We start from the raw sequence: 23,970 nt of genomic DNA, 5'->3' as shown, positions 1-23,970 counted from the left end.
ATGCAATATCGGCTCAACACTGTACCCAAAAATGGAGCCATATAAAGCGCATACGAAATATAAGATCCGATTTAACCTGAGCGCATCGTTCGGCCGCATCCTCGCGGCAGCAAAAGGCCCCCGGAACGCGGACGAATCACATTCCGGGGGCTCTGCAATGCGTTGAGTTGCGCGGAGCCGGCTATGCTGCTTCACATTCAAGCGGCGTTTGCGCCGGGCATGTTACTCGGCGTGCGCGTAATCAACCTTGGCGCGGCGAGCGGTAGCCTTCTCCCAATCGCTGGTGCCCTCAAAGACATCCTGCTTGTAGGGATTGCGGCCGAGCTTCTTGGCGCGGTAGGCGATGTAGATGATCGCGGCGACGTTGGCGACCAGTGCGGCGATCGAGACCGCGGTAGCGGCGCCGGGGTCGAGCGTGGAGTGGGTCACAAAGATGGACTCCTCCTGGAAGTACGGGAACACCTGGGCAAACATGCACCAAATAGCAAGCGTAAAGGCGCGGTTCTGGATCCAGCCGCCCTTGTTCCAGATAAAGGCGGCGACGGTGGGCGCCAGCAGCAGCGCAAAGCCGCAGAACCAGGAGTGGGTGGGCAGGCAGTTGTAGGTGTAGCAGAAGTTCCAGATATCGTAGGCGATGATGTAGACCCAGGTCATGTCGGGCCACAGCATGTCGGTCTGATCCTCGGAGGCGTAGGCGCTCCACCAACCGGTCATGCAGAAGATGTTGATGATACCGGCGATGCCGTTGAACACGTTGTTCCAGCCGGCCAGCTGCGTGGCGCCCTCGGAGGTGACCCAGGTGGACTCGCCCAGGACAAAGAAGTGATAGGCGCTCTCAAAGTCGGACACGACGGCGATCATGATGTTGATGGCGACGATCACAAACGGCCATGCGCGGAACCAGTGCGCCTTGCCGATCTTGCCCCACTGGTACTTAATGGCAATGAAGCCCCAACAACCGGCCAGCGCCGCGTACACCTTGGCGTAGTGGAACCAGCTGTTCTGGTACACATGGGTGGGGTTGGTGAGTGCCCACTCGGCGCCCTGCGAAACGCCGACGGCGATGGCGATGCAGTAGATGGTCATGGCCAGCGGAGCCACGCCAAAGATGATGGCCGCGCCCAGCTTGGTGCGGCGGCCGACCTCGTTGAGCACGATCAGGCCAATAAAGACCATGGCCCAGCCGGCCCAGTGGATAAGGGTATCGCTACCCCAAACATCGAACAGCATGCTGCTCTCCTTTCACACGCCCGCGGCCCCTCTTCCGATCGCGGGCAGTTTGGCCAAATGTCGTCAGTTCTGGGGCTTGCGCTCCGGATACTTGGCGGTATAGCCCTCGATGTGGAGTGTCGAGGCGATGATTTCCTTGACCGTCTCGTCGGGCACATCGGGGTGCGTGCGGATATACATCAACAGTCCCATGATGAGGGTGTAGAACGTCTCGTAGACATGGTCGATGCGCAGCTCGTGATGGGCGACAAAATCCACCACGGTGGTGTCGCAGATGTACTGAGCCACGCGCTGAACCACGTTGTGCAAAAAGCCGCCGTAGAGCGCGCCGCTGCTTGAGGTGAGCGTACTCGGCAGTTCGTGGCCGCTGGCGACCAGACGCTTAAAGAGCGGGGCGACGGTGTCGAGCGCGCCCTCGATATCGCCGACGGTGCGGCCGGCGTTCCACTGCTCAAGCTCGGAGATAAAGCCGTCGATCGCCTCGTCCATAACAGCGGTGACGGCGGCGTCCATATCGGCAAAGTAGTGGTAGAACAATGAACGCGTGCAGCCGGCTCGCTTTGTCACGGCCGATACCGATAGGTGGGACACGCCCAGCTCGGAGCTTACGGTGCGCACGGCATCGAGGATCTCGCGACGGCGTTCGTCGCCCGTCAGGCGCTTTGCCGCGCTATCGGATGCGGGGACTGCATCGACCACAGAGGTATCTGCTGTGTTGCCGCCCATGTTTTGCCGCCTTCCATCCTCTTTTGCCTGACCGTTCGCCTAACAGTCTTGAATATTGTTGACGGTTCGTCAATACTATTTTTGACGCAATGTCAACTAATGGCGGGTGAACGGCATGGGGGCATGTCCGGCCTGCAAAAAAAGAGGGGCGCTGCGGCCTCGTCGGGCTGCGGCAAGAGAAGGGACAACCATGATTCTCAACGGACCGGGAATTAGCTACACCGAGCCCGACATCGGTTCGGAGTTCGTGCCGCCGCTGCCGGAGCATCCGCGCGAGGCAATCGTCAAGCTGTGCGAGCACTGCACCAACCGTCTGCTGCATCGCGACGAGCTGCTGGGCTACGAGTACTGGTCGTTTGCCGAGGCCGCAGCCGACGAGCAGGCCGAAGTGCTCTGCAAGATGAAGATGCGCCGTCCCTATACGCTGCCCGAGATGGTCAAGCTCACCGGCATGCCCGAGGCCGATATCGAGAAGATGCTCGACGATATGAGCTACACGGGTCTGCTCGAGTACAACTGGGAAAACCCCGAGCGCGCCAAGCAGTGGGTGCTGCCCATGCTGGTGCCGGGTTCCGCCGAGTTCCTCAACATGCGCGTGAGCCAGCTCGAGGAGCATCCGGTCTATGCCAAGTTCTTTGAGCAGGCATCCAAAGGCCCACTGTCCAAGGCTACGCCGATGGTGCCGCCCGGAGGCGCCGGTATCGGCATGCACGTCATTCCGGTCGAGAAGGCCATTGACGCCGCGAGCACGTCGGTGCCTATTGAGCATATCGAGCATTGGCTCGACAAATACGATGGCAAATATGCCGCTAGCACCTGCAGCTGCCGCGCGAGCCGTCGCGTGATGGGTGAGGGCTGCGCCGACGACCCGGCAGATTGGTGCATCGCCGTGGGCGATATGGCCGACTACGTGGTCGAGACCGATCGTGGCCATTACGTGACCCGCGATGAGGTTTACGACATCTTGCGCCAGGCCGAGGACAACGGCTTTGTGCACCAGATCACCAACATCGACGGCGAGAACAAGATCTTCGCCATCTGCAACTGCAACGTCAACGTGTGCTACGCCCTGCGCACCTCGCAGCTGTTCAACACACCCAACCTGTCGCGCTCGGCCTATGTCGCCAAGGTCGAGAAGGACAAGTGCGTGGCCTGCGGTCGCTGCGTTGAGGTATGCCCGGCCGGCGCCGCCAAGCTGGGCCAAAAGCTCTGCAGCAAAAAGGCCGGCGGACAGGTGCCCGAGTATCCGCGCCAGGAGCTGCCCGATGCCACCAAGTGGGACCACACCAAGTGGTCGCCCAACTACCGCAACGACAACCGCATCGAGACGCATGAGTCCGGCACCGCTCCCTGCAAGACGGCCTGCCCCGCGCACGTTGCCGTTCAGGGCTATTTGAAGCTCGCGGCTCAGGGTCGCTATGACGAGGCGCTGGCGCTCATCAAGCGCGAGAACCCGCTGCCCGCTATCTGCGGCCGTGTGTGCAACCGCCGCTGTGAGGATGCCTGCACCCGCGGTCGTGTGGACGCCGCCGTGGCTATCGACGAGGTCAAGAAGTTCATCGCCCAGCGCGATCTGGATGCCGCGACCCGCTATGTCCCACCTGTGGTGACCCCGACGCGTGCCGGCGGCTTCGACCAGAAGATCGCCATCATCGGTGCCGGTCCGGCCGGCCTGTCTTGCGCTTTCTACCTGGCCGAGAAGGGCTACAAGCCCGTCGTGTTCGAGAAAAACGAGCGCCCGGGCGGTATGCTTACCTACGGCATTCCCAGCTTTAAGCTGCAGAAAGACGTTATCGAGGCCGAGGTCGAGGTCATTCGCCTGATGGGTGCCGAGTTCCGTTATGGCGTGGAGGTCGGTCGCGACGTGACGCTCGACGAGCTGCGCGCGCAGGGCTTTAAGGCCTTCTACGTGGCTATTGGCTGCCAGGGCGGTCGCCTTGCCGGTATTCCGGGCGAGGACGCCGAGGATGTGACCGTGGCCGTCGACTTCTTGCGCGAGGTCAACAGCGGCAAGATCGACGCGCTGCCCGGCCGCACCATCGTGGTGGGCGGCGGCAACGTGGCCATCGACGTCGCGCGCAACGCCTGCCGCCTGGGCTCCGAGCACGTTGAGATGTTCTGCCTGGAGAGCGAGGCCCAGATGCCCGCCAGCGAGGAAGAGCGTCGCGAGGCCATTGAGGACGGCGCGCACATCAGCTGCGGTTGGGGCCCCAAGGAGGTTCACCTGGACGAGGCCGGTCGCGTATGTGGCATCACCTTTAAGCGCTGCACGCGCGTCTTTGACGACGAGGGCCGTTTTGCGCCCGAGTACGACGAGAACGACCTGCGTCGTGTTGACGCCGATCGTGTCGTCATGTCGATTGGCCAGTCCATTGTGTGGGGCGACCTGCTGGCAGGCTCCAAGGTAGAGCTCGGCCGCGGCCAGGGCGCCCTTGCCGATCCCCAGACCTATCAGACCGCCGAGCCCGACATCTTTGTGGGCGGCGACGTCTATACCGGTCCGAGCTTTGCCATCGATGCCATCGCCGCCGGTCACGAGGCCGCCGTGTCCATCCATCGCTTTGTGCAGCCGGGATCCACGCTCACCATCGGCCGCAACCAGCGCCGCTACACCGCGCTCGACCGCGACGATGTCGTGATCGAGAGCTACGACAACGCGAGCCGCGAGGTTGCCCACGTGGACCGCGAGCGCGAGAAGGCTGCGCCGTTTAGCGAGTATGTCGAGACCTTTACCGAGGAACAGGTGCGCGCCGAGACCGCCCGTTGCCTGGGCTGCGGCGCCTCGATCGTTGACCCCAACAAGTGCATCGGCTGCGGCCTGTGCACCACCAAGTGCGCGTTTGACGCTATCCATCTGGATCGCGACCGCCCCGAGTGCTCCACGATGGTCAAATACGAGCAAAAGCTCCCGAGCCTTGGCAAGTATGCTTTAAAGCGTGCAATCAAAATCAAGTTCGGTCGTAAATAGGTAACCATGGCGGGTAAGGGGACGGCGCAGACTAGATTTCGCCGTCCCCTTGCTTTGAGTTTGCATCGCATCAACCGTTGTTGAAAGGTTTCTACCTTGCATGAATTGGGAATCGTTTATCACATCATTCGCGATGTCGAGAATGTGGCGCGCGCCAATGGCGTGTGTCGCGTTTCGAGCGTGACGCTGCTCCTGGGCGAGGTCTCGGGCGTCGTTCCCGACCTACTGCTCGACGCTTGGCGTTGGGCGGCGGATAAAAAGCCTATCACCGAGGGCTCGGAGCTTATCGTGGAGCCCGTCGAGGCCGTGACGCATTGCGAGGCGTGCGGCTGCGACTACGCGACGGTCGAGCACGGCAAGACCTGCCCCCATTGCGGCAGCGGCGAGACATACCTGCTGCAGGGCCAGGAGGTCATGATCAAGCAGATCGAGACCCCCGATGAGGACCCGACAGACGCTGCTCCCGACGGCCTCTCCAACGCCCCCGATGCCGTCGACGCCGCCAACCCTCTCCACATCGTCTAGCCCCTGGTCTTTGGGGACGTCCCCAAAGACTACTTGCGCTATTGCATAAGCCACGAAAATAGTCAAGTCATATCTGTTTAAACAAAATAGCGGCAGTATAAGCGCATTCGCACTTGCTTAAAATCGGTATCAATGAACAGCATGCTTGTATCTGTAAAATACATGACTTGATGAGCGACGCTTTAGTGGGAAATGAGTCGAAAAATAGCAACGTAATCAACTTGTAACAAACCTAGACGTTTAAACAAATAATCCAACCTTTTGCGGATTCAGCTATAATTCCACAATCCAAACAGGTATACTTCGTTCATGTCGTGTAGGAAATACGTAGACAAAAAGGAGGTTATGTGATGGTAAGTATTGTTCTTGCTAGCCATGGTGACTTGGCGGCTGGAATCAAGCAGACGGGCTCGATGGTCTTTGGCGATCAGCCGTCTGTTGCCGTGGTCTCGCTCGAGCCGAGCATGGGCCCCGACGACTTCCGTGCCAAGGTCGAGGAAGCAATCGCTTCCTTCGAGGACCAGGAGCAGGTGCTCTTCCTCGTTGATCTGTGGGGCGGCACGCCCTTCAACCAGATCAGCGGTCTCATCGAGGGCCATGATTCCTGGGCTATCGTCACCGGTGTCAACCTGCCTATGCTCATCGAGGCATATTCGCAGCGCTTTGACGCAAAGAACACTGCACATGCGATCGCAAAACATCTCGTGACTGAGGCTAAGGCCGGCGTGCGCGTCAAGCCCGAGTCTCTGGAGCCCGAGGAGAAGAAGCCGGCTGCGGCCGCCGCTGCTCCTGCGGGTGCCATTCCTCCGGGAACGGTGATCGGCGACGGGCACATCAAGATCGCCCACGTCCGTATCGACACGCGTCTGCTGCATGGTCAGGTGGCCACCACGTGGACCAAGCAGATCAACCCCAACCGCATCATCGTGGTCTCCGACGGCGTTGCTCACGACGAGCTCCGCAAGACCATGATCGAGCAGGCTGCCCCTCCGGGAGTCCACGCCAACGTCGTGCCTATCAAGAAGATGGCCGAGGTCGTCAAGGACACGCGCTTTGGCGACACCAAGGCGATGCTGCTGTTCGAGAACCCGCAGGATCTGCTCAGGGCCATCGAGGCCGGCGTCGACATCAAGGAAGCCAACATCGGTTCCATGGCCCACTCCAAGGGCAAGGTCGTCGTCACCAACGCTGTCGCTATGGGCGATGACGATGTCAAGACCATCGAGGCTCTCAAGGCCAAGGGCGTCAAGTTCGAGGTCCGCAAGGTTCCTTCGGATTCCTCCGAGGATCTCGACGCCATGTTGAAGAAAGCTAAGGCCGAACTGGCCGCTCAAGCATAGTAAAGGAGGGTCCGATACATGTCTGCAATCACTATTCTGCTTGTTGCGATTGTCGCGTTGCTTGCCGGTATGGAAGGCATTCTGGATGAGTTCCAGTTCCATCAGCCGCTCGTGGCATGCACGCTTATCGGTCTCGTAACCGGTCACCTTCAGGAGGGCATCCTCCTGGGCGGTTCGCTCCAGATGATGGCCCTTGGCTGGGCTAACGTCGGCGCCGCCGTCGCGCCTGACGCCGCTCTGGCCTCGGTCGCTTCTTCGATCATCATGGTGCTCGCCCTCAACGGTGGCGCCACCGATTCGGCCAAGGCCGTTACCGCCGCCATCGCCGTCGCCGTCCCGCTGTCGGTCGCTGGTCTGTTCCTGACCATGATCTGCCGTACCCTGGCTACCGCTATGGTTCACGGCATGGACGCCTGCGCCGAGAAGGGCGACTTCGCCGGCATCGAGCGTTGGCAGTACGCCGGCATCCTCATGCAGGGTGTTCGTATCGCCATCCCGGCAGTACTTCTGTGCATCATCCCGGCCGAGGCCGTTACCAACGCGCTTAACGCTATGCCCGATTGGCTGTCCGGCGGCATGGCTGTCGGCGGCGGCATGGTCGCTTCCGTCGGTTACGCCATGGTCATCAACATGATGGCCACCAAGGAGACCTGGCCGTTCTTCATCCTCGGCTTTGTCCTTGCTGCCATCCCTCAGCTCACGCTGATCGCCCTTGGCCTCATCGGCATCTCCCTTGCCCTCATCTACCTTGGCCTTAAGGATCTGGCCAAGCAGGGTGGCGGCATGGGCGGTGGCTCCGGTGACCCGCTCGGCGACATTCTGAACGATTACGAGTAGGAGGGGAGTGATACATATGGCAGAGAACAAGATTCAGCTCACCAAGGCTGACCGTAAGAAGGTTTGCTTCCGTCATCAGTTCCTTCAGGGCTCGTGGAACTACGAGCGTATGCAGAACGGCGGCTGGTGCTTCGCAATGATCCCTGCGATCAAGAAGCTCTACACCAGCAAGGATGACCAGATTGCCGCTCTTAAGCGCCACCTGGAGTTCTATAACACCCACCCCTATGTTTCCGCCCCCGTCATTGGCGTTACCCTCGCCCTCGAGGAGGAGCGCGCCAACGGTGCTCCGATTGACGACGTCGCCATTCAGGGCGTCAAGGTCGGTATGATGGGCCCGCTCGCCGGCGTCGGCGACCCCGCCTTCTGGTTCACCCTTCGCCCGATTCTGGGTGCACTGGGCGCTTCCCTGGCCCTGTCCGGCAGCATCGCCGGTCCGCTGCTGTTCTTCTTCGCGTGGAACATCATCCGTTACGCCTTCCTGTGGTACACGCAGGAGTTTGGCTACAAGGTCGGCTCCTCCATCGCCAAGGACCTCTCCGGCGGTCTGATGGGCAAGGTCACCGAGGGTGCTTCCATCCTGGGTATGTTCATCATCGGCGCCCTGGTCGAGCGCTGGGTGTCCATCTCCTTCACCCCGGTCGTCTCCAAGGTCACGCAGTCCGCTGGCGCCTATATCGACTGGGCCAACCTGCCCGCCGGTTCTGAGGGCATCAAGCAGGCATTGACGATGTACAGCTCTGTCGGTGCCAACGCACTCGACCCGGTGAAGGTCACCACGCTTCAGGCCAACCTCGATCAGCTCATCCCCGGCCTTGCCGCCGTGTGCCTGACCCTTCTGGTCTGCAAGCTCCTCAAGAAGAAGGTCAGCCCGATCGTCATCATCCTGGCTCTCTTCGCCGTCGGCATCATCGGTCGCGTCTGCGGCTTCATGTAAGCACGCTTCGGCTTAAGACCGAGAGTTGCTAGGCAAGGGCTTTTGAGCCATTGAAACGGACCGCACCCGGTGGGTACACTGGATGCGGTCCGATTGTTTTTATTGGAGGGCGAGGCGCGTATGGCGCAATCTCAGAACAGCACGGTCGATCTGGCAACGCCGGCAACCTGCCTGATGGGGCTTACCAGTCACGGTAACGTGATGGTGGGCAATAAGGCGTTTGAGTACTATAACGAGCGTAATCCCGAGGATTATATCCAAATCCCGTGGGACGAGGTCGACTATATTGCCGCCGAGGTTTTGCGCGGCACCAAGAAGATTACGCGTTTTGCCATCTTCACCAAGGACAACGGTCACTTTACGTTTTCGACGCGCGACGACAAAGAGACGTTGCGTGCGGTCCGCAAGTACGTCGACGAGGATAAGCTCGTGCGTTCGCCTGACTTTATCGATGTGACGGCTAAGGGCGCCAAGAGCATCCCCTCCGTTATCAAAAACCTCTTCCACAAAGGCAACTAGCCATTAAAGAGCGCCCCCTCAAAGTGGGGCGCAGTCTCCCATGTGGCTCGATCGGGAAAGTGCATCCCAGTTCGAGCGTCGATTCCGGGATGTAGTTTCCGGAACGGGGTCGTTTGGGAAACCGTGTCCCGTTTCGAGCCGAAATTCTGGGTCACAGTTTCCTAGCAAGGTCTCATGGGGAAAGTCTGACCCAGAATTTGCCTGGATAGTGGGACGCACTTTCCGGAGGGCTGTTCCACCGCAACTTCGAAGAGTGGGTATACGCTGCATTACAGCAGCGTAAATCTGCTACACTAATACAACATGCCTCCGTAGCTCAGGGGATAGAGCACCGCTCTCCTAAAGCGGGTGTCGACGGTTCGAATCCGCCCGGGGGCACCAGAGATTTGTCGAGCCCGGTACACCGCCACGGTGCCGGGCTCTTCTGGTTCATGCCATGTCAAAAACGAAGCGCCCGCTTGCTGGGGGAGCAAGCGGGCGCCTGTGAGCGAATATGTTTGCGGCGAGAGCCGTAATGAGCGGTTGGGTTGCGACTAGTTGGTCGTACCGGAATCGTCGCCCGTGCCCGAGCCCGAACCCGAACCCGAGCCAGAAAGTGCGACCGTCAGCGTAATCGTGCTGTCGGTAGACTGCTTGCCGGTGGGGGAGACGCCCGTAACGGTGGCGTTTTCGTTGCCGCTCACGGGGTTACCGTTCTGATCGCAGAATGCGATGTTGTAGAACCCGGCGTTGTTGAGCGCGGTAACGGCGGCGGAGATGCTCTTGCCGTACAGGTTGCCCGGAACGCTGGCTTTGCCGGACTTCTTGGCAATGACGACGGTAATCGTGGCGCCAGGCTTCTGCTTGCCGCTGGGGTTCCAGCTAATCACGGTGCCCTCGGTAACCGAATCGTTCTCCTGGTAGCTCACGTCGACGCCAAAGCCTGCCATATCGAGGGCGTTGCGCGCCTGGGCCTCGGTCATGTCGGTCAGATCGGGGACGGAGGTGGTATCCGGGCCGCTCGAGACCTTGTACGAGATGGTCGTGCCCTTCTCGACTTCCTTACCGGGTTCGGTGCCCTGCTCAAAGACCTGGCCCTCATCGGCCTCGTTGGCCTCCTCGGAGGCGTTGCCCTTCAGGCCAACGCTTGCCAGCGCGGCTTCTGCCTGGTCCTTGGTCAGGCCGACCAGCCGGGGAACCTCGACCTTCTCGGAGGGCTTGGGGCCCTTGGAGATTACCAGGTTCACCTTGGTGCCCTTGGCCTTCTTGGTGTTGCCGTTGGGCGTCTGCTCGGCGACCTTGCCCTCGTCGACATCGTCGTTGTAGCTTTGGTCGATGGTGCCGACCTCGAGGCCGGCTTCCTTGATCAGCTCGACGGCAGTCTGCTGGTCCTTGCCCAGCACGTCGGGCACGGTGACCTGTTCGCCGCCAAAGAGTCCTGTGGCAAAGGCCACCACGATGCCGATGACGGCAACGGCTGCCACCACAGCGGCGATAATCTTGTTCTTGTTGGACTTGGGCTTTTCGACCTCGTAGGAGCCGGTGGAGCCCGAAACTGAGCTACGGGCGGTATTCTGGCCGCTCACGCCCGAGACGGGACGCACCATGGCGCGCGTCTGGTCGGAAAGCTCGCGAGTCTTGGTGGCGCCCAGCTCACCGGGGGCACCGATGATGCGCGTGGGCTCCGAGATGTTGACGGCACGACCGGACAGGTAGCTGTTGAGCACCTGACGCAGCTCGTCGGCGGTCTGGAAGCGGTTTGCCGGGTCCTTCTCCATGCACTTGAGGATGATGCGCTCAAGGTCGGCGTCGACACCGGAGTTGATCTGGCTCGGCGGAATAGGCAGCTCGTTGACCTGCTTGAGTGCGACCGAAATAGCGTCGTCACCGTCAAAGGGGACGCGGCCGGTGGCGCACTCGTACATCACGACGCCCAGCGAGTAGATATCCGAGGTGGGGCCGAGGTCCTGACCACGGGTCTGCTCGGGGCTGACGTAGTGGGCGGTTCCCAGCACGTTGTTGTCTTGCGTGAGGTGGCTGTTCTTGGCGCGCGCGATGCCAAAGTCCATCACCTTGATGTTGCCGTCGGGCAGCACCATGATGTTCTGCGGCTTAATGTCGCGGTGGATGATCTCGTGCTTGTGGGCGACCGAAAGCGCAGAGCTGATCTGCGAGCCGATCTGGGCGACCTTCTTGGGGTCGAGGGCGCCGTGGCTCTTGATGCCGCTCTTAAGGTCGGTGCCGCGCAGGTACTCCATGACGATGTAATAGGTGTCGCCGTCCTTGCCCCAATCGTAGACGCCCACGATATAGGGGGAGGAGAGACCGGCTGCTGCCTGGGCCTCCTGCTTAAAGCGTGCGGCGAAGGTTGCGTCGCCAGCATACTGCGGCAGCATGATCTTGACGGCTACCGTGCGGTCGAGGACCTGGTCCTGCGCACGGAAGACGGTCGCCATGCCGCCTGTCCCCACCTTATCCTTGAGGAGGTATCTTCCCCCGAGGACCCTCTGTTCCATTCCTGCTCCTAACATAACTATTCGCTCAACGATGTGTGTAGTACCTACGATGTGGCCGCTGGGGCCGTGTGGCACGTTGCCGCTAACTCTTCGGCCGCGGCGCGCCTCGGGTGTCCGATTCGATCATGGGCATCACGCTCCCTGCGCGGCGAGCGCCGCGGTCAGGACGATGCCGGCAATCTTGGCCGCCTTGACGTCGTGTTTGTCGTAATCCTCCAAGGCCACCGAGATGGCGACCGTGGGTGAATCGTAAGGTGCAAAGCCAACGAACATCGAGTTGACGTTGGTGCCGCCGGTCTCGGCCGAGCCGGTCTTGCCGGCGACCTTGACGCCGGGGACCTGGGCGTCGGTGCCGGTGCCGGACTGGACGACGGCGAGCATGGCCTGCTTGACCTGGTCGGCCGTGGCAGAGCTGACAGCCTGGCCCAGCGAGCGGGACTGCGTGGTCTTAACCACGGTTCCGTCCGGGGCGAGTACCTGGGCTACAAAGTACGGGTCCATGACCACGCCACTGTTAGCGATGGCGGCGGCAATCACGGCGTTTTGCATGACGGTGGTCTGCGGGCCGGGCGTGTGGTCCATGCCGACAGGCTGGCCGGCGCCGGCCCAGGCGGTCTCCCACTCGGTCATGAGTGACGGGTCGGCCATGATGGAGGCCGCGGAGGTCAGGTCCTGGCCGAGCTTTTGGCCGTAGCCAAAGGCGTTGGCAAACTGCACGAGCGTGTTTGCGCCAACTTCGTTTGCCACCTGGCCAAAGACGACGTTGGAGGACACGGCAAAGGCCTGCTGCAGGCTGATGGTGCCGTAGCTCTCGTTGGCATAGTTGGTGACCGGTGCGTTGCCGATGTCCATGGAGCCGGGCGCCTGGTAGGTGCTGGTAAGGCTGGCGGTACCGGTCTCGAGTGCCGCGGAAAGCGTAACGACCTTAAACGTGGAGCCCGGCGTGTACAGCGCGTCCATGGCGCGATTGTACATGGAGCCGTCCTCGCCGCCGCCCGTCTGCAGCAGGGCATCGATGTTGGTGTTGTCGTAGGTGGGCGAGCTGGCACATGCGAGCACCGCGCCGGTACGCGGGTCGATGACCACCACAGCGCCCTTAAAGCCCTTGAGCGCCTGCTCAGCAGCCGTCTGGATGCGCGAGTCGATGGTGAGCTTGGCGGTGTTGCCCGGCTGGGTCTGGCCCGCGAGCGACGCGATGGCGTTGTTCCAGCTGGAGTAGTCCTTGGAGCCGGTGAGCGTGTCGTTCATGACGCTCTCGATGGCGGTGGTGCCATACTGCTGGCTCACGTAGCCAACCACGTGCGCTGCCAGGTTGCCGTTGGGGTAGGAGCGTACGTAGGTGCCGTCCTCCTGCTGCAGCGACTCGGCCAGCGTCACGCCGTCGGACGTGATGATGGAACCGCGCTGGATGTACTTGGAGCGGGCGATGGTGTGGTTGTTGGTCGGCATGTCCTGATAGTCCTTGGCCTTAATGACCTGGACATAGGTGAGGTTGCCGATAAGGATGGCGAACAGCGCCGTAAAGGCGAGCACCGCACGGGTTAGACGGTTGGCGAGCGCAACGCGGCCGAGCACGCCGGATTCAGGCGTGTCGAGCAGGCGACGGCGCATGCGCGAGCCGACGGAATGACTGCCGCTACCGTAGGAAGACGAGGTGGCAAAGCGCGTGCCCGTCGGGGCGGCGGCAGATGCGACCTGATCATCGGTGATGGCGGCCATGGTGCCGGTGCCGGTAAGCTCGGCCTCGCGTCCGGTCGCTTCGTCACCGGCGCGCAGCAGGAGCGCGACGATGATAAAGCTTGCCAGCAGCGAGGAACCGCCCTGGCTCATAAAGGGTAGGGTGACGCCGGTCAGCGGGATCAGGCGGGTAACGCCGCCCACGATTAAAAAGGCCTGGAAGCTGATGGCGGCCGTAAGGCCCGTGGCACTAAAGGCGGCGAGGTCGGATTTAGCGCGGGCAGCCGTGGTGAGGCCACGCACGGCAAAGAGCATAAACAGGATGAGCACGGCGCCGCCGCCCAAAAGGCCCATCTCCTCGCCGATGGCCGAGAAGATAAAGTCGGACTCGACGACAGGGATGTTGTTGGCCATGCCGTTGCCGATACCAACACCGACCAGACCGCCATCGGCAAGCGAGAAGAGCGACTGGACGATCTGGTAGCCCTGGCCCTGGGCGTCCTTAAACGGATCGACCCAAACCTGGAAACGCACCTGAACGTGAGACAGGAACTTGTAGGCGCCCACGGCTCCAACGGCTAAGAGCGCAAGGCCGATAACGACATACGAGAATCGTCCCGTGGCAACGTAGAGCATCAGCAAGAAGATGGTGTAGAACAGCACGGCCGAACCCAGGTCGCGTTCGAAGACGACGACGAGCAGGCACACACCCCACACGGCAAACAGCGGCAGCAACAGTCGCAGGCGAGGGATCTTAAAGCCCAGGATCTTGCGGTTGGAGATGGAGAGCAGCTCGCGGTTCTCGGCCAGGTACCCGGCCAGGAACAGCACGATAAAGACCTTGGCGAACTCGCCGGGCTGGATGGTAAAGCCCGCGATGCGAATCCACAGCTTGGAGCCCGAGATCGTGGTGCCGATAAAGATAGGCAGCATCAACAGAATGATGCCGATAATGCCAAAGGTGTACTTGTAGCGCATGACTACGTCGAGGTTCTTAACCAACGCGAGCGTTCCCACCATCAGGGCCACCGAGACAAACAGGATGATGAGCTGTGAGATGGCGAGAGCGGGGGCGAGACGCGTCACGAACGTGATGCCGATGCCCGAAAGCACAAAGACAATGGGCAGGATGGCGGGGTCGGCACCGGGCGCCAAGATGCGCACGGCAATGTGGGCCGCGGCAAAGGCGGCAAAGAGGCCGATCGGTACGGCGAGCGTCTCAAAGGAGATGGCAGCGCCCGCGGTGAGGACGTACATCGCATACAGCAGGATGACGGGGAACGCCGAGGCGATGAGCAAGAGCAGCTCGGTGTTGCGGCGACTCATAAGCGGCACTCCCTTTCTAGTTCTTTTCGGAGGCTTCGGCCTCGGCGGACTGTTCGGCGGTTTTCTCGGAATCTGATTCGGAGGTCGATCCCTGATCGGTGTTGTCGCGAATCGTTTGCGCGTCAATCACCTGGCGGGTCTGCTCCTCGTCGATCTGGTGGCGGTACTTGGATATCGTGTCCTGCGCATCGTCGACACTTGTTTGCGGAATGCCCGCCTTGAGGCGGTTTTGCGTGTCTTCGGGCAGGTCGGACAGCTTAATGCTGGTTTCGCTTTCGAGCCAGTGGAGCTTGAGTCCGAGCGGCTTGCCGGGCAGGCCGCGCCAGACGGCGACATTGCCCTGGTAGGTACCCAGGTAGTACGAGCCGGTGACACCCGTGTAGGCCCAGATGCCAGTTGCCAGCACAAAGACGAGGGCCAGGATGGCGGCGATAGTAATGTTGCGGCGACGCATGCGTTGCGCCTCGCGCATAACGCCATCGTCAACCAGGTCAACGACTACTACGGTCACGTTGTCGTGGCCGCCGGCGGCAAGCGCCGCGTCCACTAGGTTGTCGACGCAAATTTGCGCGGTTGAGGACTGCGTGGCGATGTTCTCGATATCGCTATCGGGAATCATGCTCGAAAGGCCGTCGGAGCACAGGATCAGGCGGTCGCCTTCCTCGATATGCAGAGTGAAGTGGTCGGCATACATGGCGGGGTCCGAGCCCAGCGCACGGGTGATGACCGAACGGTTGGGGTGGACGCGAGCCTCGTCTGCCGTGATCTCGCCGGCGTCCACGAGCTCCTCCACGTAGGAGTGGTCGCGGGTCACGCGGATGAGCGTGCCCTCGTGGAGCAGGTAGGCGCGAGAGTCACCCACGTGGGCGATGGCGAGCGTGTCGTTTTCGATATAGGCGCAAGTGGCTGTGCAGCCCATGCCGGGCTTGCCCAGGCCGTTCAAGGCGGCCTCGATTACGGCGGCGTTGGCTGCCTCGACGGCTGCGGCCAGGCGTGCTGCGTCGGCGGACTGCGGGGCCGTCTTGGCAATAGTCTCGACGGCGATGGAAGAGGCTACCTCGCCGGCGGCGTGACCGCCCATGCCGTCGCATACGCAAAAGAGCGGCGACTGCACCAGGTAGGAATCCTCATTGTGCGGGCGTACGCAGCCAACGTCAGAGCGGGCGCCCCACATGAGTTGCGTGGTGGTGCCGGCATCATAGGTCGAGTCGGTCTCGATGCGCTCCTCGGTCAGGGGCTCAAAGCTCATGGTCGAGCCGGGGTCTTTGAGCTTGGCCTCAACGGCGGCAACGTCGATCTCGGCTGTGTCACCGGGAGAGACGGTGTCGGTCTCGGCGTTTGATTCGGAATCGCCGGTGTCCGGGGAGCCGGGCTCTTCGGACGCGCAGGCGGTCGACTCGTCGTCTTGCGGGCTGGCGTCTATAGGCTCGGGCGTCGCAAAGTGCGACGGCGCGGGTGTGCTTTGCGACTGAGCGGCGGGCTCGGCCACGGCATCGGACTCGCTTGCGGGCGCAGGCTGCGGGGCCTTGGGTGCAGGGCCGTCCTCGGGGGATGGCCCCGCCTCGGGCGCCGGCGTAGACGCGGGCGCAACCTCGGATGCCGGGGCTATGGGAAACGCCGGCGCGGCGGGTTCGGGTGCCGCAAACACCGCAGCGCTCTCGTTGATTGCCGCGGCGACGGGCTCTGCAAAGTGAGCCGGCGCCGGGGTTGCTTCGGGCGCTGTGGGCTGTTCCGCAGCATGTGCGCCGATGGGCGCCGCTACGGCATCCTCTTCGCCCTCGTTATCGGCGAGATCCGAAATATCATGCGTAACATGCGAAAGAGGCAGGGAGAACACGGTGTCCTCGGGCTCCACGGGTGTGGAGTCCGCCGGAGCGGCGTGGGCCGGTGCAGCTGTGGCGGCAGCCGGTGCCTCGGTCATGGTTGCGGACTTGTTCTCCTCGTCGATCATCGACGGTTCACCTTCATGACCACGTCGCCAATCTGGACTTCGTCGCCCTCGCGCAGCGTTGCGGGCTCCACAAGCTGGCGGCCGTTGACGAGCGTGCCGTTAAGCGAGTTGAGGTCCTCGATGATGAGCGCCGGGCCCTGCAGCGAAAAGCGCGCATGCGAGGCCGAGACGAACGGTTCGTTGATGCAGATGTCCGAAGATGGCGAGCGACCGACGATGACGGGGCCGAGCATGTCTACGTGGATGCCGCGGATACCGCGCGGACCCTTGTCCACATCGATCGTCCAGATAGCCGAGTCGCGACGCTGCCCGCGCACAAGTCCCACGCCGGTCTTCATGACGGCGAACAGGAAGATATAGAGCAGGGCGACCAGGACGATGCGGCCTGCAAAAAGGACGATATCGATGTTCATAAGAGACTATCCCCTAAATTCAAAGGTGCTCAGGCCAAACGTCAGCAGATCGCCGTTGCGCAGCGGGCAGCGCGTAATGCGGCGGTTGTTGACGAGCGTGCCGTTGGTGGAATTGAGGTCCTCGATCGACCAATCCGAGCCCGTAAAGGTGAGCTGGGCGTGGCGGCGCGACACGTTGGGGTCGCGCAGGGCAATATCGGAAACTGAGCGCTCGCGACCGATGGTCACCTGTGCGGAGGTGATGCTATGGCTCTCGCCGCTCACGACGTCGACGAGCTGGGCGAGCGGGCGCTGCGGGGCGCGAGTGCTCGCCATGTTGGAGGCGATGCCGGCTGCGGCGCCTAGGCCCACGGCGGCACCGGTCGCGGCGGCTCCGCCCATGCCGGCAAGCGCGTCGCGCGAGACGGTCTGCGGCACCGGGATGGGTGCGGCGGCGGGGTCGGGGACGCTAGGCGCGAAGGGGTCTGCCACGGCAAGCGGGTCGGGAGCGGCGGCGCGAGGCGTCGGCTGCTGCTGGGGCATGGCAGCGGGGCGCTGCTGCTGCGGGGCAGCAAACTGCTGCTGGCCGGCGCGCGGGGCGCTGGCGGCACGGCTTGCCGCGGAGTTGTTCTGGCCCAGGCCGTTTTGATAGGCGCGCTCTTCTTCGTACAGGCGGCCGAGCGTGGGGGCATCGACGTTCTCGGCAAAGACCGAGAACTTGCCGGCGCGCAGCTGCGGATCGATCATAAAGCGCACGAGGGGCTCGCCGACAAAGACATAGCGGCGCTTTTCGGCCTGCGCTTTCACAAACTCGCGGACCTCGCGCGAAAGCTCGGGGTAGAACGGGGCGAGCATGGGATCGTCGTCGGCGGCGATCAGGATGGTATAGAGTGCCGGCGCCGTGTTGACGCCGTTGATCACCAGAGTCTGATCCTCCATGTCGCGAGCGGCCTGCTTGGCAAGCTTCTTAAAGGAGAACGGGGCACGGGTGGCACCGAAGATGCCGGCCACGTGGTCCTCGAAGATGTTCAGGAAGTTCACGAAAGATCACTCTCCGTATAGGTTCTTTGGTATCCGAGCAAATATAGGCATATCCCAACGATTATAGAGGATAGGGTTCCCGCAACCGCCGCCTTGGCGGCGACCGCGGCTGCAAGGCTGGCAATTTCCATATGGTGTGCAAGACAGGATGCCGCTGCGCAGCCGATGCCGGTGACGGCGATGGCGGCGATTGCGGCAAGGTTTGAGCCCTGGTCGGCACGCTTGGCATGGGCATTGAGCAGCGCAGATGACGCTGCGGCAGTTGTCGCGACCAGCACAAAGGCAGCCCAAAGGAGCGGGTCTTCCAGCGCTGCGGCAACGTTACCGAGCCCCAGCACGCCTCCGGCTGAAAGCGCGACCGTCGCCAGACGGGCAAAAAGCACGCCCATGCCCGTTGCCGCGGCGGCGCTTGCCGGGCCGAGCCAAAATGACGCGACGCCGGCGGCGACCCCAGCTGCCAGGAAGGTATTGCCAGTCAGACAGCCAAGCGCGAGTGCACAGGTGAGCGCGGCGCTCGCGGCAGCCTCGGTGCGACCCCAGGCGATCCACCAACCGGACATGGCGGCGGCAAAGATCACCGCGACGGGCAACATCGACAGGATGCCCTGCGCCTGCATGGTGGCGTTGGCCATGAGCACCAAAAAGCCCACAGCCGAGATGGCCGAGCCGATCTGGGGGGCCAGGCCAGCCGCCGCTCCGATCGCGATAGCCGCAATGACCAGGCCGGGAAGCGCCGCGACCCCGGCCGTTTGCATCAGCAAAAAGCTAAAGGCGCCGCACGTTAGCGCCGAGATAGCGTGCATGGTGTAGTCGCGCGCATGGCTCCAGCGCGTGCCCGCCCAGCCGAGCGCGGGGTCGACCTCTATGGCGTCGTCCTCGTAGTACGACGGCTCGATATCGTCGAGCTCCTGCTCGTCATCCGAAAGCTCGCCAACCATTTGCTCCAGACTGCGACGGCCCTCGCGCACGCTGCCCAGACCGGCAAGGATCTGGTCGCAAAATGCCTCGATGCTGTTGGGGCGGTCCTGCGGCATGGGGGAGAGCGCGCTCATGAGCGCGGCCTCGGCTCCCGGGGGAAAGTGTGGTATCAGCTCGCTGGGATAGGTGGCGCCGCCGATGATGCGGTCGAGCGAGTCGGCGGGCGTGGCCGCCATAAAGGGAGCGCTGCCGCACAGGCCCTCGTAGATCACACAGGCGAGGGCAAAGACATCGGCGCGTTCGTCGACCGTGCCGGTCTCGATGTCGAGCTGCTCGGGCGGCATGTAGCCGATGGTGCCGCCGCGCGAGCCGCCAAAGCCACCGGCGGACGACAGTCGCGCCATGCCAAAGTCGGTGAGCTTTACATTGCCCGAGTGGTCGATGAGCACGTTGGCGGGCTTAATGTCCAGGTGGAGTACGCCATTACTATGGGCGAAGGTGAGCGCCTGGCCCAGGGCATCGGCAATGGCCGCGGCTTCGTCAAAGGTGAGCGAATGGCCGTCCACGCGATGCAAAAACTCGGCTAGGGACATGCCGTCGACATATTCCATGACCAGGTAGGCATAGGCGGTGTCGTGCGTAAAGTCGATAACCTGCACGATATTGGGATGTTGAAGCATGGCGGCGGTATGCGCCTCGCGCAGGACATCCATGATGTCGCTGGCGGGCATGCCGGCGCCGTTGATAAGGGGGATGCGCTTAATGGCGACGCGGCGGCGCAGGTGCGTGTCGCGGCAGATCTCGATGGAGCCAAAACCGCCGGTCGCAAGCGTCTCGAGCGGCTGGTACCGCTTGAGCAGCTCGCGAGAGCTGGTGCCCTCCAAAGGAACGTCCGGCGAGAACCGGGCGGTATGTTGCGAGAAAAGCGGCATGGCCAACCCTCGTGCGTTTAAAGTTCGTTTGCGAGCGGCGGGCGTGGGGCCGAGCCATTCGCGGTGGCATAGATGCTGCTAGTGTAGCACGCTCGGGTGCATGGGGAGGATAGCGGGATGCGAGGTGGCCCGATCGATTCGGCCCGTTTCGGCTCGTTTGGAAAGCGCATCTCAGTTTTCAGCCAAATTATGGGATGCGCTTTCCAAATGGGGTGGGCTGCGGAAACTGCATCCCAGAATATTGCCCTGGAACGGGATGCGCTTTCCGAACCGGCGTCCAAAAGGAAACCGCATCCCGCTTTGATGTGGGGACTGCGAACAAAAGCCGGACCGTGATCTGGCGCGGATTGGAGTTCGCCTGAATCATTGATGCTGGCTGGTGTGAGAACAGAGATAAACGAGCGGCTCGAGCGATATAATGACACGCTATGGAGGCCGTATGCTCTTTTCCCGCCGTTCTGCTACATTTGCCTGCGCCATTGCGCTTGTCGTAATGGCGGTCACCCCTTATCACCGGTTTTCATCTTCAATCGGCCTAGCGTCAGGTGCAATGACCTGGCTCGTTATCCTGGGCGCATGCCTCGCGGCGTTTGTTCATGGTGCTGCGCTATGCAAGGGGGGAATGAGAAGGCCGAGGCATCTCGGTGCCATCGGTGTTTTCCTTGGTGTTATTGCAACGGTTCCCGAATGGGCCGACCTGGCTTTCTATGCTCGCGGAGACTCTATTCCAATCGTGTTTGCACCGATTTGGTTGTTACATGGCGTTTCGTGTGTCTCGTGCTTTGTTGGGTCGCTGCTTCTCTCATATGTTATTTGGGGCACGGCGGACTCTCCTTTGACGCAGAGGTCGACACGGACTGACGAAAGGGAAACTCGTCACCCGCAGGACGCGATTTTTACAGAAACAATAGCCGTCATGTCTTGCCTGCTGTTTTGCTGTCGAGTTTCATGGAGAGTCGTTCCCGAGCCATGGGGGATGCCCCCTGTAACGGCCGCGTCAATTGGCCTTGCGCTTTTAATTCCGTTGGTCTATCTCGCATTGACTGTGGCCCCGCCGTTTTGCCGCCCTCGTGCCTTTGGCCATGGGCGGCGCGACGTGTTTGCCTGTTCTGTGCTCGTAGCAGTTCCTATTGGTCTTATTCCGGCTGTTGAGGCGGCATACTTCGCAAGCGATGCCGTGGTCATTGCATTGCTGGCGATGGGGTCCGTTATCGCTGCTGCCTTCGTATGCATGTTGCTAAGGGGGAAACGGGACAACAATTCGGATATCGCCTGTGCGTCCGACACATTCGATGCGGGGGTGTTTTCCCCTGCCCTGTCGCCTAGAGAAGAGCAGTTTGTTCGACTGCTGCTCAAAGGGAAAACGCCGGCGGAAATTGCCAAGGAGACGGATACGAAGCCATCGACGGTGAGAACAACGCTTCACCGAGCATACGGGAAGGCGTCGGTTGCGGGCTCACGCGAGCTCGTGGCGCTGTTTGCGGGTGAGGGCGATACTGTAGGGCATGAGCTACCGCAGCGGCATGCTGACGATATAGTGGCATCAGCTCGAACGCGCCGGCTGTTTCGATACCTGCTCACATTATTCTTTATCCTCCTTGCGGCGGGGCCCTTGGTAATGGCGGATAGCGATTGGGGGTCCGGTGTTTCGCGGGCTGTCGCCTTTTCCCTCTTAAGCTACGCATTGGGTCTCGGACTGCTTCTGTCGCTACGCTACGCGGGTGGAAAAGCGAATCGTGGCGCTGCGCTGGATAGAGCGGGTGAAGCGATTTGGCTCGGAAGCCCGTACGTATGGGCGGTGCTATCTGCTGTGGAATGGTCTTTTATCTATATCGCGGCATTGATGTGCATACGCGTTCCGTTGATGGCTGTGCCGGTCCTGTTTTGCGGCGTGGCGTCTACGGCTTCGCTCGCTGTTGGGCTGCGTCCGTTTAAGGTGCATGCCCATGCTCGGGCTATCGTGCCGTTGGTGTCAATGGGCATGGTTGCCTTAATCTATGCGGTCGCTAGGGGGCGAATCCATGGACTTGCGGTGCTGACGGGGGTGCTGCTCACATATATAGTGATGCGAAGCTGTCCGCAGCGCAAAATGCTTGGGATATGGATGCTTTGCTTCGGGGCGACGGCTCCTGTTTGGGCTGTCTTGCTCAATATGGTGCAGGATCTGACGGTTTTCGAGCCGTTGTTCCTCGCGTCGTTGTTGGGGCAAAGTTCGGCTGTCAATGTCGTCGTGGCAACGGTGATTGTTTGCTGGTCTGTGCCCATGTTCGTTACGCACATCGCGCTCGCCCGCTCGGTTGAGGACGAGAAGGCCGTCTTGGAGTACCGGGCGAACGGGTCCACCGAAACGGCCCGCGTGCGCCAGCTGGCCCTGCTTACGTCGCGCTCCCTTTCTGATGTTCAGTCGCAAATTTTGCTGATGACGGCAGAGGGGGCAACGACAAAGGCCATTGCGGAGGATGTCGGTTACGCTGCATCTACGGTGCAAGCGCTGCGGTCTGCATCTTACCGCCAGTTGAAGATCAAGAATAAGGCGGAGCTAATTTTATTGTTATCGCAGGTAAATAACGTGTAAACGCCTGAGCAATCAACTCAATAGCGGGTGTTTACAGACATCTTTCTCTATTCATGCGAAGGTTGCCGTGCGTCGACGCATTGTTAACCGCTTTTGATTGGAGAAGGCCATGATTAAGCCAAGGAGCGCTATTGCTCGAATCGGAGTCGGCTTGGTGATTGCAGCTGGTCTGTCCCTAGGGGTTCCCGCTGCATCGTTTGCACAAGAGGAGTTTGACACCTCTCAGGTTTCCAGCATTACTCAAAACGCCGATACGGGAATTACGACCTGTACGAACAATGCCGATAAGGCATTTAGTTTTCAATGTGCCGGGACGAGTGCAACTGGCTACCGTCAAAAGGATGATTCCTCATCGCTCTATCTGGATATCCAGGGCCATACGGGAAATCCGCTTCGGTTATATACAGACGGTGCGTATAACACAAGCGGTAGCGGCAGCATGAATTGTACTCAGGGAACGTATCGTTCGAATCACAAGGGACAGTGGGAAATGTATAACCTCGTCCGTGAGAACGGGCGATCTGCGGCGCGACTGACTGCATGGGCGGAGTCTGGCTACGGCACTGTTATTGGCGTATGGAGCCCCGACTGCGTCGGGCATTTCCACAAGCTTCCCGCATAGTTGTTTGAAATGGCTCCCTTCCGGCTTTCTGGGTCGGAAGGGGGAGGAGGACGTATGAACCAAAAGCTCGCAAGATACGAACTGTCGAAAACGATTAGACGTCCAGCTTTTATCCTTGCTCTCTTGATTGCGGTCGCAGTTGCAATAGCTGCCGCGCTGGAGCCGTGGGCAAATTTGGAAAAAGAGCGCCACAACCTTCTTTCTTTTGGTTACGGCGTTGGCGTGCAAGCCGAAAATTATCTCGGTCAAACACGTGAAAGCAGCTTCGGTAACTGGATTGTTGTGAGCGCGAACGCGCCACTGTCTGCGTCGGTGTTTTTCTATGCACTGCCCCTGCTTGCAATGTTGGCTGGATCTTGGTCGTGTCTCTTTGAGCGTTTGAGTGGTTATGACATGCAGATATGCACGCGCGTTTCCAGAAAGGCGTACGTGAACGTAAAGATGCTGTCTGCTTTCCTCTCCGCGTTTACAGTGGCTGCCATTCCTCTGCTCGTCAATTTCCTGATCGTCTCGATGCTTTTTCCTGCGTATCTTCCTCGGGTCGATGAGTCGACTTACGTAGGACTTTACCTGCATAGCTACTTCTCCGGTCTATTTTATTCGCATCCTTTGTCATATGTGCTCGCATACACGCTGTTCGATGCTGTCACGCTCGGGACTTTATCCATGGCTGTAACTGGCTTCTCAATTTTGTTTCGTAGCAGAATCAAAGCGATAATTGTCCCGTATCTGCTAATGGTTGCGTGGCATTTTGCAAATGGCTGGATCTTCGGCGTAATGGCTTGTGTGGGGTTTAACTGCAATATCCTCAACAGCATCAGGTCGGAATCGCTGAATAACTGGCCAGACATTCGAGCCGGTTTTGCGGAAATCATATTATTGACCCTTGCTTCGTTGGCTTTTTCTGGGGCGTGGAAAAGACGCGAGGTGGTCTGATGCTGTTTAGGCTGGTCGCCGCG

The 23,970-nt window shown here is 61.0% G+C and carries 17 protein-coding genes and 1 tRNA gene; 10 read left to right on the top strand and 8 right to left on the bottom strand.

Going from position 1 to position 23,970, the window contains the following annotated elements; translation table 11 throughout:
• Positions 1-222 precede the first annotated feature (222 nt).
• On the bottom strand, positions 223-1,230 hold the full coding sequence (locus DW943_RS07515) for a DUF5692 family protein (RefSeq protein ID WP_117862649.1): 1,008 nt from the start codon (positions 1,228-1,230) through the stop codon (positions 223-225).
• A 63-nt stretch (positions 1,231-1,293) separates the two neighbouring features.
• A complete protein-coding gene (locus tag DW943_RS07510) occupies positions 1,294-1,956 on the bottom strand; it encodes a TetR/AcrR family transcriptional regulator (protein WP_117862648.1) in 663 nt (220 codons plus the stop codon).
• Between the two features lie 190 nt (positions 1,957-2,146).
• On the opposite strand from DW943_RS07510, the gene DW943_RS07505 reads away from it, so the two are divergent.
• The 7 genes from DW943_RS07505 (at position 2,147) to DW943_RS07475 (ending at position 9,463) form a co-directional block, all read left to right on the top strand.
• A complete protein-coding gene (locus DW943_RS07505) occupies positions 2,147-4,924 on the top strand; it encodes an FAD-dependent oxidoreductase (protein WP_199572824.1) in 2,778 nt (925 codons plus the stop codon).
• A 96-nt stretch (positions 4,925-5,020) separates the two neighbouring features.
• Positions 5,021-5,449, top strand: a complete 429-nt coding sequence (locus DW943_RS07500; RefSeq protein WP_117862647.1) for a hydrogenase maturation nickel metallochaperone HypA — start codon at positions 5,021-5,023, stop codon at positions 5,447-5,449.
• A 350-nt stretch (positions 5,450-5,799) separates the two neighbouring features.
• Positions 5,800-6,789 (top strand): PTS sugar transporter subunit IIB, encoded by a 990-nt coding sequence (locus DW943_RS07495; RefSeq protein ID WP_089573275.1) that lies wholly within the window; start codon positions 5,800-5,802, stop codon positions 6,787-6,789.
• 18 nt (positions 6,790-6,807) lie between these two features.
• Positions 6,808-7,626 (top strand): PTS mannose/fructose/sorbose transporter subunit IIC, encoded by an 819-nt coding sequence (locus DW943_RS07490; protein WP_089573274.1) that lies wholly within the window; start codon positions 6,808-6,810, stop codon positions 7,624-7,626.
• A gap of 16 nt (positions 7,627-7,642) precedes the next feature.
• Positions 7,643-8,563, top strand: coding sequence for a PTS system mannose/fructose/sorbose family transporter subunit IID (locus tag DW943_RS07485; RefSeq protein WP_117564942.1), 921 nt, complete (start codon positions 7,643-7,645; stop codon positions 8,561-8,563).
• A gap of 120 nt (positions 8,564-8,683) precedes the next feature.
• On the top strand, positions 8,684-9,082 hold the full coding sequence (locus DW943_RS07480) for a DUF956 family protein (protein ID WP_006235193.1): 399 nt from the start codon (positions 8,684-8,686) through the stop codon (positions 9,080-9,082).
• A gap of 305 nt (positions 9,083-9,387) precedes the next feature.
• Positions 9,388-9,463: transfer RNA gene (locus tag DW943_RS07475), tRNA-Arg, on the top strand.
• A 152-nt stretch (positions 9,464-9,615) separates the two neighbouring features.
• On the opposite strand, the gene pknB is transcribed toward DW943_RS07475, so the two are convergent.
• From pknB to DW943_RS07445, 6 genes are all read right to left on the bottom strand, one after another.
• Entirely contained in the window at positions 9,616-11,577 is a 1,962-nt protein-coding gene (gene pknB, locus DW943_RS07470) for a Stk1 family PASTA domain-containing Ser/Thr kinase (RefSeq protein ID WP_117862646.1), read from the bottom strand.
• Positions 11,578-11,709: 132 nt separating this feature from the next.
• Positions 11,710-14,580, bottom strand: coding sequence for an FtsW/RodA/SpoVE family cell cycle protein (locus tag DW943_RS07465; protein WP_117862645.1), 2,871 nt, complete (start codon positions 14,578-14,580; stop codon positions 11,710-11,712).
• 16 nt (positions 14,581-14,596) lie between these two features.
• Positions 14,597-16,531, bottom strand: a complete 1,935-nt coding sequence (locus DW943_RS07460; protein WP_117862644.1) for a Stp1/IreP family PP2C-type Ser/Thr phosphatase — start codon at positions 16,529-16,531, stop codon at positions 14,597-14,599.
• Positions 16,528-16,944, bottom strand: coding sequence for an FHA domain-containing protein (locus DW943_RS07455; protein WP_006235180.1), 417 nt, complete (start codon positions 16,942-16,944; stop codon positions 16,528-16,530). The genes DW943_RS07460 and DW943_RS07455 overlap by 4 nt, the downstream gene beginning before the upstream one ends.
• Positions 16,945-16,950: 6 nt before the next feature.
• The gene (locus DW943_RS07450) at positions 16,951-17,964 is read right to left on the bottom strand and encodes an FhaA domain-containing protein (RefSeq protein WP_035136732.1); all 1,014 of its coding nucleotides are present in this window, start codon (positions 17,962-17,964) and stop codon (positions 16,951-16,953) included.
• Complete coding sequence (locus DW943_RS07445) at positions 17,961-19,814, bottom strand: serine/threonine-protein kinase (RefSeq protein WP_117862643.1); 1,854 nt, start codon at positions 19,812-19,814, stop codon at positions 17,961-17,963. The genes DW943_RS07450 and DW943_RS07445 overlap by 4 nt, the downstream gene beginning before the upstream one ends.
• Before the next feature lie 439 nt (positions 19,815-20,253).
• Between DW943_RS07445 and DW943_RS07440 the strand changes: the two genes are divergently transcribed.
• The 3 genes from DW943_RS07440 to DW943_RS07435 all read left to right on the top strand — a co-directional run bounded on the left by DW943_RS07440 (position 20,254) and on the right by DW943_RS07435 (position 23,947).
• Positions 20,254-22,389, top strand: coding sequence for a LuxR C-terminal-related transcriptional regulator (locus tag DW943_RS07440; RefSeq protein WP_158551214.1), 2,136 nt, complete (start codon positions 20,254-20,256; stop codon positions 22,387-22,389).
• 109 nt (positions 22,390-22,498) lie between these two features.
• Positions 22,499-23,011, top strand: coding sequence for a hypothetical protein (locus DW943_RS10385; RefSeq protein ID WP_124785772.1), 513 nt, complete (start codon positions 22,499-22,501; stop codon positions 23,009-23,011).
• Positions 23,012-23,065: 54 nt separating this feature from the next.
• Positions 23,066-23,947, top strand: a complete 882-nt coding sequence (locus DW943_RS07435) for a hypothetical protein (protein ID WP_117862642.1) — start codon at positions 23,066-23,068, stop codon at positions 23,945-23,947.
• Positions 23,948-23,970 lie beyond the last annotated feature (23 nt).

Source organism: Collinsella sp. AM44-11, from assembly GCF_003467145.1.
Taxonomy (GTDB): domain Bacteria; phylum Actinomycetota; class Coriobacteriia; order Coriobacteriales; family Coriobacteriaceae; genus Collinsella.
The sequence above is the reverse complement of the archived record's forward strand: the minus strand, read 5'-3'. Positions and strand labels throughout refer to the sequence as shown.

Coding starts and splice junctions, on each gene's coding strand:
- DW943_RS07515 (WP_117862649.1), bottom strand. CDS start 1,230: ATGCTGTTCGATGTTTGGGGTAGCGATACCCTTATCCACTGGGCCGGC.
- DW943_RS07510 (WP_117862648.1), bottom strand. CDS start 1,956: ATGGGCGGCAACACAGCAGATACCTCTGTGGTCGATGCAGTCCCCGCA.
- DW943_RS07505 (WP_199572824.1), top strand. CDS start 2,147: ATGATTCTCAACGGACCGGGAATTAGCTACACCGAGCCCGACATCGGT.
- DW943_RS07495 (WP_089573275.1), top strand. CDS start 5,800: ATGGTAAGTATTGTTCTTGCTAGCCATGGTGACTTGGCGGCTGGAATC.
- DW943_RS07490 (WP_089573274.1), top strand. CDS start 6,808: ATGTCTGCAATCACTATTCTGCTTGTTGCGATTGTCGCGTTGCTTGCC.
- DW943_RS07485 (WP_117564942.1), top strand. CDS start 7,643: ATGGCAGAGAACAAGATTCAGCTCACCAAGGCTGACCGTAAGAAGGTT.
- DW943_RS07480 (WP_006235193.1), top strand. CDS start 8,684: ATGGCGCAATCTCAGAACAGCACGGTCGATCTGGCAACGCCGGCAACC.
- pknB (WP_117862646.1), bottom strand. CDS start 11,577: ATGGAACAGAGGGTCCTCGGGGGAAGATACCTCCTCAAGGATAAGGTG.
- DW943_RS07465 (WP_117862645.1), bottom strand. CDS start 14,580: ATGAGTCGCCGCAACACCGAGCTGCTCTTGCTCATCGCCTCGGCGTTC.
- DW943_RS07460 (WP_117862644.1), bottom strand. CDS start 16,531: ATGATCGACGAGGAGAACAAGTCCGCAACCATGACCGAGGCACCGGCT.
- DW943_RS07455 (WP_006235180.1), bottom strand. CDS start 16,944: ATGAACATCGATATCGTCCTTTTTGCAGGCCGCATCGTCCTGGTCGCC.
- DW943_RS07445 (WP_117862643.1), bottom strand. CDS start 19,814: ATGCCGCTTTTCTCGCAACATACCGCCCGGTTCTCGCCGGACGTTCCT.
- DW943_RS07440 (WP_158551214.1), top strand. CDS start 20,254: ATGCTCTTTTCCCGCCGTTCTGCTACATTTGCCTGCGCCATTGCGCTT.
- DW943_RS10385 (WP_124785772.1), top strand. CDS start 22,499: ATGATTAAGCCAAGGAGCGCTATTGCTCGAATCGGAGTCGGCTTGGTG.
- DW943_RS07435 (WP_117862642.1), top strand. CDS start 23,066: ATGAACCAAAAGCTCGCAAGATACGAACTGTCGAAAACGATTAGACGT.